Annotated in this window: 10 protein-coding genes and 1 pseudogene; 3 read left to right on the plus strand and 8 right to left on the minus strand. The window is 65.6% G+C overall.

What is annotated here, in order from left to right; translation table 11 throughout:
• Positions 1-87: 87 nt before the first annotated feature.
• From guaA to DFO47_RS06270, 6 genes are all read right to left on the minus strand, one after another.
• Complete coding sequence (gene guaA, locus DFO47_RS06245) at positions 88-1677, minus strand: glutamine-hydrolyzing GMP synthase (RefSeq protein WP_026264280.1); 1590 nt, start codon at positions 1675-1677, stop codon at positions 88-90.
• Positions 1678-1763: 86 nt separating this feature from the next.
• Positions 1764-2273: a DUF3817 domain-containing protein gene (locus DFO47_RS06250; protein WP_109863695.1), complete on the minus strand. Its 510-nt coding sequence runs from the start codon at positions 2271-2273 to the stop codon at positions 1764-1766.
• Positions 2270-3133 carry an SURF1 family protein gene (locus DFO47_RS06255; RefSeq protein WP_109863694.1) on the minus strand — a complete coding sequence of 288 codons (864 nt, stop codon included), beginning with the start codon at positions 3131-3133 and terminating at the stop codon, positions 2270-2272. Before DFO47_RS06255 ends, DFO47_RS06250 begins: the two co-directional genes overlap by 4 nt.
• Before the next feature lie 76 nt (positions 3134-3209).
• On the minus strand, positions 3210-3698 hold the full coding sequence (locus DFO47_RS06260; RefSeq protein WP_018760364.1) for a PTS sugar transporter subunit IIA: 489 nt from the start codon (positions 3696-3698) through the stop codon (positions 3210-3212).
• Positions 3699-3738: 40 nt separating this feature from the next.
• Positions 3739-5478 (minus strand): glycerol-3-phosphate dehydrogenase/oxidase, encoded by a 1740-nt coding sequence (locus DFO47_RS06265; RefSeq protein WP_109863693.1) that lies wholly within the window; start codon positions 5476-5478, stop codon positions 3739-3741.
• A 101-nt stretch (positions 5479-5579) separates the two neighbouring features.
• Positions 5580-6716, minus strand: coding sequence for a GuaB3 family IMP dehydrogenase-related protein (locus tag DFO47_RS06270; RefSeq protein ID WP_018760366.1), 1137 nt, complete (start codon positions 6714-6716; stop codon positions 5580-5582).
• Positions 6717-6870: 154 nt separating this feature from the next.
• Here DFO47_RS06270 and DFO47_RS06275 point away from each other — a divergent pair, with 154 nt between their 5' ends.
• Genes DFO47_RS06275 through DFO47_RS06285 form a run of 3 tightly spaced genes read left to right on the plus strand, consistent with a single transcriptional unit; the run spans position 6871 to position 8369 of the window.
• Entirely contained in the window at positions 6871-7095 is a 225-nt protein-coding gene (locus DFO47_RS06275) for a hypothetical protein (protein ID WP_133831036.1), read from the plus strand.
• Positions 7092-7739, plus strand: coding sequence for a hypothetical protein (locus DFO47_RS06280; protein WP_133831037.1), 648 nt, complete (start codon positions 7092-7094; stop codon positions 7737-7739). Before DFO47_RS06275 ends, DFO47_RS06280 begins: the two co-directional genes overlap by 4 nt.
• Positions 7740-7763: 24 nt before the next feature.
• The gene (locus DFO47_RS06285; protein ID WP_133831038.1) at positions 7764-8369 is read left to right on the plus strand and encodes a hypothetical protein; all 606 of its coding nucleotides are present in this window, start codon (positions 7764-7766) and stop codon (positions 8367-8369) included.
• On the opposite strand, the gene DFO47_RS06290 is transcribed toward DFO47_RS06285, so the two are convergent.
• Complete coding sequence (locus DFO47_RS06290; RefSeq protein WP_133831039.1) at positions 8366-10225, minus strand: ABC transporter ATP-binding protein; 1860 nt, start codon at positions 10223-10225, stop codon at positions 8366-8368. The genes DFO47_RS06285 and DFO47_RS06290 overlap by 4 nt on opposite strands.
• Before the next feature lie 73 nt (positions 10226-10298).
• Positions 10299-10633 (minus strand): annotated as a pseudogene (locus tag DFO47_RS21205) (HNH endonuclease); the annotation flags it as partial.

A 10633-nucleotide genomic window follows, 5' to 3' on the forward strand; every position in this document is an offset into this window, starting at 1 on the left:
GCAACACTGGAGCACAGGAAATTGCTGGGATTCTCCCGGGAAAAACAATGGCCGGCCTCCGCTGGCGGAGGCCGGCCACTCAGGGGACTATTCCCATTCGATGGTTCCCGGCGGCTTGCTGGTGACGTCCAGCACCACCCGGTTGACGCCGTCCACCTCGTTGGTGATCCGGTTGGAGATCCGTGCCAAAAGATCGTAGGGCAGGCGCGACCAGTCGGCGGTCATGGCGTCCTCGGAGGACACGGGACGGAGCACGATCGGGTGGCCGTAAGTGCGGCCGTCCCCCATGACGCCGACGCTGCGGACGTCGGCGAGAAGCACAACGGGCATTTGCCAGACTTCGTCGTCCAGGCCGGCGGCAGTCAGTTCGGCACGAGCGATGGCATCCGCCTTGCGGAGCAGGTCCAGCCGTTCTTTGGTGATGTCGCCGACGATCCGGATGCCCAGGCCGGGGCCGGGGAAGGGCTGGCGGCCGACGATTTCCTGCGGCAGGCCGAGCTGTGCGCCCACGGCACGGACCTCGTCCTTGAACAGGGCGCGCAGGGGTTCGACGAGCTCGAACTGCAGGTCCTCGGGGAGGCCGCCCACATTGTGGTGGCTCTTGATGTTGGCAGCACCTTCGCCGCCGCCGGATTCGACGACGTCCGGGTACAGGGTGCCCTGGACCAGGAATTTGATCTTCTCGCCGTGGGCAGCAGCATCGGCGATGATGGCCAGTTCCGCTTCCTCGAAAGCACGGATGAATTCACGGCCGATGATTTTGCGCTTGGTTTCCGGATCGCTGACGCCTGCCAGTGCCGAAAGGAAGCGCTCCTGCTCGTTGGCGACGTAGAGCTTGACGCCGGTGGCGGCGACAAAGTCGCGCTCCACCTGCTCTGCCTCGCCTTCACGCAGCAGGCCGTGGTCAACGAAGACACAGGTGAGCTGGTCGCCCACTGCGCGCTGCACCAAGGCGGCGGCCACGGCAGAATCGACACCGCCGGAGAGTCCGCAAATGACCCGGGCGTCTCCCACCTGCTGGCGGATGCGCTCCACCTGCTCCTCGAGGATGTTGCCGGTAGTCCAGTTGGGTTCCAGCTTGGCTCCCTTGAAGAGGAAGTTCTCCAGGACCTGCTGGCCGTAGGCGGAGTGCTTGACCTCCGGGTGCCACTGCACGCCGTACAGGCACTTCTCCTCATTGGCGAAGGCCGCGACTTCAGCGCCGGCGGTGGTGGCCAGGACATCGAAGCCTTCGGGCGCCTCGTGGACGGAGTCGCCGTGGCTCATCCACGTCTTCTGGTGCTGGGGCATGCCTTCCAGCACGGAGCGCCCGTCACCCAGGATGGTGGTTTCGGTGGATCCGTACTCCCGCAGCCCGGTCTTGTCCACCTTGCCGCCCAAGGCGTTGGCCATGGCCTGGAAGCCGTAGCAGATGCCGAAGACGGGGACGCCGGCTTCGAAGAGGTCGGCACCGACGCTCGGGGCGCCGTCGGCATAAACGCTGGAGGGGCCGCCGGAGAGGATGATGGCGGCGGGATTCTTGGCCAGTAGCTGCTCGGTGGTGTAGGTATGCGGAACCACTTCCGAATACACATTCGCTTCCCGGACGCGGCGGGCAATGAGCTGCGCGTACTGGGCACCGTAATCAACAACCAGCACCGGCTTCTGGGAAGTCTGGGATGCAGTGGGAGTAGTCACCGTAATAGCCTACTTTGCGCCGTCGCACCGACGCACCTTGAGAGACCTACCTGTGACGGAGCAGACGTCAGTGAAGGCGGAAACGCTCAGTAGCGCTGGGGTGCCTGCGGGTTGGCGGCGAGCTCGGCCTCAACCTCGGCGTGGAACTTCTTTTCGACGATGAAGGACAGGAACGGCACCACGCCGCCGAGGGCCAGCAGGACCAGCTTCAGGAACGGCCAGCGCATGAGGGACCAGAGCCGGAAGTTGGAGATCAGGTACACCACGTACATCCAGCCGTGGACGATCAGGACCGTGACGGAGACGTTCACACCGTTCAGCACCGCCGGCGGTTCGGCGTCGGCGAAGCCAAAACCGAAAGGCTGGCCGGTGAGTGCGCTGGTGCCACCGGCAAACAGGTACTGCCCGAAGCCGTACCGGGCCACCAGTTCCGCGCACAGCAGGAGCAGCATGGTGCCGGTCAGGTAGGCCATGACCTTGTAGAACTTCAGGGCCGACCGGATCTGCGCTTCGGTGCCGCCGAAGCGGCGCTTCTTGCCGGATCCTTTGGCGCCGGAGGCTTGGGACGAGGGGGTGGCCGGTTTCGGATCAATCATGGCTGTACCTTCTGCTGGTGCTGATCAGGTTGCTGCTGTTCGTTCTGGTGCTGTTCCGGTTCATCCGACTCCTCGGCTTCGTCGAGGGCCTCTTCAAGGTCCCGGTGGTAGTCGTCCTTGACCAGCCGCCACCAGATGAAGAGGGCGAAGCCGGCAAAAACCACCCATTCGATGGAGTAGAAGAGGTTCAGCCAGTTGATCTGCTGCGACGGTGGCTGGGGGCCGATGTTCAGCGGAAGCAGGCTGCCAGGCACGGACGCGGCGCTGACATCTTTGCCGCCCGCCACCTCCGCGGTGGCCGAGACGAATCCCGGGTAGCTGCTGACTCCCCAGTAGTTGATGAGTTCGGCAACAGACACGGCCGAGGCCTCCCCCGTTTTGGGGGCCTTCCCGGGAACCGGCGCTTCAGAAGGAATCAAGCGCCCCGTCAGTTGCACCAGGCCCGACGGAGGGGCTGGCGCGTCGGAAGGGTCCGCCACCCAGCCCCGCGCCACCGGAATCCAGGTTTGTGGGGAGGCAGCCGCACCTTTAAGGGTGGGGGCGCCGTTAACGGCGAAAGCGGAAACTACCCAATAGCCGGTCTTTCCATCGTGCAGCCTGCCGGGGACCAGCACCTGCTTGTCGGGACTGTAGGTTCCCTCCGCGGTGACCATCTGGTCTGAGACGCTGCCGTGGAAGAATTCGCCGGGCTGGAGGGTGCTGGTGAGCGGCTGGACCTGTTCGGTGGCGGGGTTGACCGGCGCTTCGGGCTGGGTGGACCGGCCGAACTGCCACTGGCTGAGCAGCACGAAGACCCCGGAAAGCGCGATCGCGAAGATGAAGCCTGCGATCCATCGGGGTTTGAGGGCTGTTTTCCACACGTCTTAACCGTACTTCGTACTTCTGTAGAACAACTAAACGCCTGTGCGTTCGGATGCGGCGCAGGGACCCGGCTGCTTAGTGGTCGAAGAACACCAGGCTGGAATTGATGAGCTCGGCGATGACTTCTGCATCGTAGGCCCGCCGCAGGGATTCCCGGAAGGATTCCTTGGACAGCGACCGGGCCAACGTGGCCAGCACTTCCAGGTGGTCCGAGAACGAACTGGCGGGCGTGGCGATCAGCAGGATGACGGTGGCCGGGCCGTCCGTGGCGCCGAAGTCCAGGGCATGGCCGTACTTGGTGATGCCGACGGCGATCGACGTCCGGGAGACGAACTCGCTGCGGGCGTGCGGGAGACCGACCCCGCCGGGGAGGCCGGTCGCCAGCTGGTGCTCGCGCGCGTTGACGTTCTTGAGGAATCCGTCAAGGTCGGAAATTCGCCCGGCGGCATGGAGCCGTTCCGCCAGCTGGTTGGTGGCGTCGGTTTTGTCCGTCGCTTCCAGTTCCAGAATCACCATCTCGGGGGTGGTGAGTTCGGCGTCATACGGGTCAAGTGGTTCCGCCAAGGCGTATCCCTTCAGTCAGCAGTGCGGGGCGAGCGGCCCCTCAGCGCAAGGGCACGATGTCTTCCACGCCCAGGCGGGCAGCGTCCGCGGATTCGTCGTCCGGCTGTTGCTGGCTGAGGCGCTCGGCCTCCACCCTGGCAATGTAGTGGCGGACTTCGTTTTCGCGCTGCGCGTCACTCCAGCCAAGAACGTCACCCATCAGTTTAGCGACAACGGGGGCAGCAGACACGCCCCGGTCCCACGCCTCGATCGAAATCCGCGTACGGCGGGTCAGGACGTCCTGCACGTGGCGGGCCCCCTCATGGGTGGCGGCGTAGACGGCTTCGGCCTGCAGGTAGTCATCGGCCCCGGGGATGGGTTCGGCCAGCTCCTTATCCTGCGCGATGATGGCCAGGACCTCGGGCGTCATTGATCCGTACCTGTTGAGGAGGTGTTCAATGCGGGCCACGTGCACGCCGGATTCCTCGGCGGTGCGGTTCCTCCGGTTCCAGGCGGCCCGGAAGCCGCTGGCACCGAGAAGCGGGATGGTTTCGGTGCAGCTCGGCGGAACCCGTTCGTCCATGGTGCGGGTGGCTTCGTCGACGGCGTCCTTGGCCATGACCCGGTACGTGGTCCACTTTCCGCCGGCCACCACCACCAGGCCCGGGACGGGGTGCGCCACCACGTGTTCGCGGGAGAGCTTGGCCGTGGAGTCGTTTTCACCGGCGAGCAGCGGCCGCAGTCCGGCATAGACCCCTTCAACGTCCTCCCTGGTCAATGGCCGCTTCAGCACCTTGTTGACGTGCTCGAGGATGTAGTCGATGTCCTTGCTGGACGCGGCCGGGTGGGCTTTGTCCAGGTGCCAGTCAGTATCGGTCGTGCCGATGATCCAGTGCCGCCCCCAGGGGATGACGAACAGGACGGACTTCTCCGTGCGAAGGATCAGCCCCACCGTTGACTGGAACCGGTCCCGCGGAACCACCAGGTGGATGCCCTTGGAGGCGCGGACCTTGAGCTGGCCCCGGTCGGTGACCATGGCCTGGGTTTCGTCGGTCCAGACGCCTGTGGCGTTGATGACCTGCCTCGCGCGGACCTTGAACTCCGTGCCGTCCTCGCGGTTGGAAACTTTGGCTCCCACCACCCGCTCCCCTTCGCGCAGGAAGTCCACCACGGCCATCTGGTTGACGGCGTGGGCTCCGTAGTAGGCGGCGGTACGGATGAGGTTGGCCACGTACTTCGCGTCGTCCACCTGGCCGTCGTAGTAGCGGATCGAGCCCACGAAGGCGTCGTCCTTCAGGCTGGGGGCGGCACGGAGGGTTCCACGCCTGCTCAGGTGTTTGTGGAACGGCACGCCGCGGCTGTGCCCGCTGGAGATCGACATGACGTCGTACAGCGCAATGCCGGCGCCGACGTAGGGCCGTTCAATGAACGGCTTGGTCAGCGGATAGAGGAATGGCACCGGCCGGGCCAGGTGCGGGGCGATTTCCGAAAGCAGCAGTCCGCGTTCCTGGAGGGCCTCCTTGACCAGGGCGAAGTCAAGCATTTCCAGGTAGCGCAGGCCGCCGTGGATGAGTTTCGAGGACCGCGACGACGTTCCGGCGGCCCAGTCGCTTGCCTCGACGATGCCAACGCTCAGCCCGCGGGTAACGGCGTCCAGTGCGGCTCCCGCACCGACGATGCCGCCGCCCACGATCAGGATGTCCAGTTCCTGGCCAGGTTCCGCGGTGGCGCGCAACCGCCCTATGGATGCTTCCCTGGCTTCCGGGCCGAGAACTCCGCCGTTTGCAGGAACACTCTTCATTGAACGCCTCCAGTGCCGCTAGTGCCGGTAGTAAACCCACACTACTTGCTGGAAGCGCGCTTTGGGCAGGGCGGCGGTGACTGCCGCCCCGCCCAATCGGGTCAGTTCCCCGCGTAGGGCGAGACCACGACGTCGACCCGCTGGAATTCCTTCAGGTCCGAATAGCCGGTGGTCGCCATGGAGCGGCGCAGCGCGCCGATGAGGTTGGACGTGCCGTTGGTGTGGTGGCCGGGTCCGAACAGGACTTCCTCCAGGGGTCCCACGGTGCCCACGTTGGCGCGGTCCCCGCGCGGGAGCTCCGTGTGGTGGGCTTCCTGGCCCCAGTGCCAGCCTTTGCCCGGCGCCTCCTCTGCCCTGGCCAGGGCGCTGCCCAGCATGACGGCGTCGGCGCCCATGGCAATGGCTTTGACGATGTCACCCGAGGTGCCCATGCCGCCGTCGGCAATCACGTGGACGTAGCGGCCGCCGGACTCGTCCATGTAGTCACGGCGGGCGGCCGCGACGTCGGAAATGGCTGAAGCCATGGGCGAGTGGATGCCCAGGGCGCGACGCGTGGTGGTGGTTGCGCCGCCGCCGAAGCCCACCAGCACACCTGCCGCGCCGGTACGCATCAGGTGCAGTGCCGGGGTGTAGCCCGCCGCCCCGCCCACGATGACGGGGACGTCGAGTTCGTAGATGAACTGCTTCAGGTTCAGCGGTTCGTGGTTCTTGGAGACATGCTCGGCGGACACCGTGGTTCCGCGGATGACGAAGATATCGACGCCGGCGGCGACGACGGTCTTGTAGTGCTCCTGGGTGCGCTGCGGGGTGAGCGATCCGGCCACGGTGACGCCGGCCTCGCGGATCTCGGCCAGACGGGAGGTGATGAGTTCCGGCTGGATGGGTGCACGGTACAGCTCCTGCATCCGGCCTGTCACGGCGGGGCTGTTGACCTCGTCCTGAAGGGCCGCAATCTCGTCCAGCACGGACTGCGGATCCTCGTACCGGGTCCACAGGCCTTCCAGGTCAAGGACGCCCAGGCCGCCAAGCTTGCCGAGGGCGATGGCGGTCTGCGGGGACATGGCCGAGTCCATCGGGGCGGCGATCACAGGCATGCTGAACTGGTAGGCGTCGATCTGCCAGGAGACGGAGACGTCCTTGGGGTCGCGGGTGCGACGGTTGGGGACGATTGCAATGTCATCCAGGGAGTAGGCACGACGCCCACGCTTGCCACGGCCGATCTCGATCTCATAAGTCACTGCTCTAGGTTATCCCAGCAGCTCCGCTGGCCGGGTCCGGACTGCATGCAAGGGTGCAGCCCTGCCCATGGAAGAACTGCCTGGCTACCGCGTAGCCTTGGGCAGGGGGATTCGGTGAACGCTCCCCGCGCCCACCTTCCGAGGAGAACCAACCATGGCCACCTGGTCTATCCGTCGCTGGCAGCCGATGATGAAGCAGACCTCGCCGTCCCTGCCAGCTGGCTCAACGACACCCCTCCCGCAGGCTGACCAGCACGCACACGCCGGTACAGGTGCGGCCGGCGTGGAAATCGCCGCCGGTGACGAAACGCAGCCTGCGACCGCGGCCCCGGGCCTGGCGGACCGGCTGCGCCATGGACTGGGCTTGCTTCCGGCATGACACATCACAATCCCTTCCCCGCAGATGCGCCCGTCCACTCCCTCGAGCATTGGCTGGCTCCGGAACTGGCTCGGATCAGCCCGCCAAACGCTCCGTCCCGGCTGCGTCAACTGGCTGACGCCCAAGGTACCGGAGCCGCCGGCTGGAGCAGCGCAATCGCCGGCGGTCCCGTCCTGGCCCTCGCGGGCATGTTTTTTGCCGTCACGTCGGGGAACCCTGCCGCAGCGCTCGTACTGGTCCCTCTGGGGGTTGGCCTGATGCTTTCGGGCCTCTTTGGATGGAAGCGTGCCCGGGCCACCCTGCCCACCCCCGACAGGGTCCTGATCAGCCGTGGCCCGGGATCCGCCCGTGGTGGCGTCGCCATGATGTCCGTACTGGCAGTCGCGCTGGGCGCCATCATGGTCCTCTACCTGCCCTCGGCCACGGCGAAGGGCAATGGTGCGGCAATAACACTCGTGGGAGCCTTCGTACTCATCCTGCTTCTCCTGGTCGCATGCATCGTGGTCCCGTCAACGGTCATGGGCCGCGCCCGGCAGTCGTTCCGGGAAAGGGTGCAATCCAACCCAGAGCTTCGGCGGGCAGTTGAAGAAGATTTGGCCCTCTGGCGCGATCCTCATGGCAATGCCGCCTACGGACCGCTCTGATAACCGGTCAGCGGCAGGATTGTGATGGGCAAACGCTGGATCTTCGACGGGCATATTGCAGGTATTGGCACGGCATCCGGGCTCCGCGCCGTGGTGGGCATCTGGCAAGACTCCCCCTTCGGTTCGTTTGCCGACGTCATGGTGCAGCAACCCTCGGGGCACCGGCTGCTGTTGGCACCCCGGCCGGATGTGGCAGAGTTCATCGCGGCCACCTACACGTTCGATGAGGTGCGTTTGGTTGACGTCTCCGCCGTGTTGGGTGAACGGGCGCTAAGGGTCGACGCCGGCCCCTTGGCAATCCGGGCCGTGACCGGGGCGAGGACCTTCCTGGGTACGGCTTTGCGGGCCGTACCGCGGCGCCTTGCGGTGCACCCGCGCTGGCTTTCCGCCGTCAGTCCGCTTGCCGCGTTGGCGGCCCCGGGAGCCCGCACCTACGGCACGGCGGGCAGCGGCAGGGCGGAGTATTACGGGGTGAGCGACCTGCACCACGTCACCTCCGCCGTCGTCCGCTGGGAAGGCGCCGACGCCGGGACCCTGGCTCCCATCCGGCCCGCCGTGACGTTCGGGTTCAGCAGCGTCCCGCCCCGGCCGAGCGTGGCACGGGTCCGCACCACCGTGGTGCAGTCCTAGGTTCCGGTCGGTTCCTCGACGGTCAACTGGGATTCGAACATCCTGAAGTACCTGCCGCGGAGGGCCACCAGTTCTTTGTGCGTGCCCTGCTCGACGATCCTGCCGTCTTCCAGCATGTAGACGACGTCGGCCTTTTCGATGGTGGCCAGCCGGTGGCTGATGGCAATGATGGTGCTGTCGCGGTCGGCGAAAAGGCGGGTGAATATCCTGTGCTCGGCGAGGGCGTCGATGGCGGACGTCGGTTCGTCCATCACCATGAACGAGGCGTCCCGGTAGAAGTTCCTGGCCATGGCCAGGCGCTGCCATTGGCCGCCGGAGAGGCCGCTTCCTTTACGGCCCCGCGGATCCTCCATCCAGTTGCTGACGTGGTTGTCCAGGCCGTTGGGCAGTTTGTTGATGAACTCCAAAGCTTCGGCGTCTGCTGCCGCCCGCCGGATGCGGCCGTCATCGCGCCGGCTGTCGACGTCGCCGAAATAGATGTTCTCCGCGGCCGTGGCGAACTCGTACTTCAGGAACTCCTGGCTAAGGACCGCCAGGTGCCGGTGCCAGGAGGTGACGTCGACGGCGGCGAGGTCCACGCCGTCGAGCAGCACCTGTCCGGAGTCCGGGCGGTAGAGGCCGGCGAGGATGCGGATCAGCGTCGACTTTCCGGCACCGTTCTCCCCCACGATGGCGATGTGCTGGCCGCGCCTGATGGTGAGGCTGATTCCCCGAATCACCTCGATATCGCTGCCCGTGTAGGTGAAGCGGATGTCCTTCAGTGCCACTTCCTGTGGAGCCTCCAACAGGGGCGGTGCATGTTCGGCGTGAACGGGCATCCCCATGAAGGTCTCGTAGTCCGTCAGGTTGGCCAGGTCTTCGTCAATGGAACTTAGTGAGGACACCAGGTTGTTGGCGGTGGACAAGGCGCGGCTGACGATCTGCTGGACGTACAGGAATTGGCCTACGGGCTGGGCCCGGGCGATGACTTGGCCCACCACCCAGATCAGCGAGACCACCTCGGCGCCGTACTGCAGGGCGTCCGCAGCCAGCTGCCTGGGGATGTAGCGCCGCTGGTAATCAAGACGGCGCCGTTCGTCCGCGTCGCGGAGGCGGGAGCGGAGGTCCATGAGGAAGCGGACGATCCCGTAGAGCCGCATCTCTGCGATGTGCTGCGGGCGGAGCAGGTTGGTTTCGATCATTCGGCGCTGGCGGCGTGAGTCCACCTGGGTGTTCCAGTGCGCAATCTGCTCCCGGGAGAGCTTGAACTGCAGATACACGCTGGGAATGATGGCCACCAGCACGATGACGGCGATCCACCAGCTCACCAGCAGCAGGGCACCGATGGCCAGGATGACCGAGACCAGCTGAGTGAAAATGGCGGCGATCCGGTCCAGGACGCGGGCGTACGAGTCGGAGAACCGCTTGGCGCGGTCGTAGAGGTCCACCGTCTCCTTGTCGTCGTAGCGCCAGAATTCCAGCGCAAGGAATCGTTCGTACATTTGGTCGCCCACGATGGCGCCAACCTTGAAGCTCATCAACTGCTGGATGTAGCGGTCGACGCTGCTGAAGGCGCCCCAAAAGAGGCCCAGCGCCGCGGTGACCACGACGTAGACGATCGCAAGGCGTCCGGCTCCGGCGTCGCCCGCATATGCAGCAGCAAGCGCCGTGGTGGTCCGTGACGCAAAGTAGGTGGTGACCAGGGGAAGGACGGCCGAAATCAGCGAGCCGAGCACCTTCATGATCACCGCGCCCGGGGACGCCCGGAAACTGACCCTGAGGACCTGGGCTACGGCGCGCGCGTACGGCCTGATGGCAAGCCGTTTTTGCGGATCGCGTTTTGGGGTGAGTTCCGCCGGATGGCGCGGTTGGGACATGGAATCAGCCTAGTGCTGGCACCGGTTGAAACGGTCAACACCGGACGATCTGCTGAACGACGTCAGACACGACCTAGACCGACAGCACGAACGGTTTTGCGAAGTATCCGGCCCGGACGGGGTCCTCTTCCGGGAGGTCGTTGAGGTCTATGAGGTTGGCGTCGTCCGGTTCCCATGGCGGGAGGTCTTCAATGCCTGCCTGTTCGCCGTGGAATTGGATGGGTATTGCATTTGTTCTGGCCGGCGGGGTTCCTGGTGGCCAGTGGGTTGGTTGGGGGTCGTGTTGTTCGGGTTTGTAGTGGCGGCCGGTGGGTGAGGTCCAGCCGGGTGGTTTGTTTTTGGTGGCTGGGTCGGGGGTCCAGGTGCTGTGGTGTTTGAGGCGGTGGTGTCGGGGGCAGAGTTGGGCCA

The sequence above is a fragment of the Arthrobacter sp. AG258 genome (assembly GCF_004364695.1).
GTDB lineage: Bacteria > Actinomycetota > Actinomycetes > Actinomycetales > Micrococcaceae > Arthrobacter.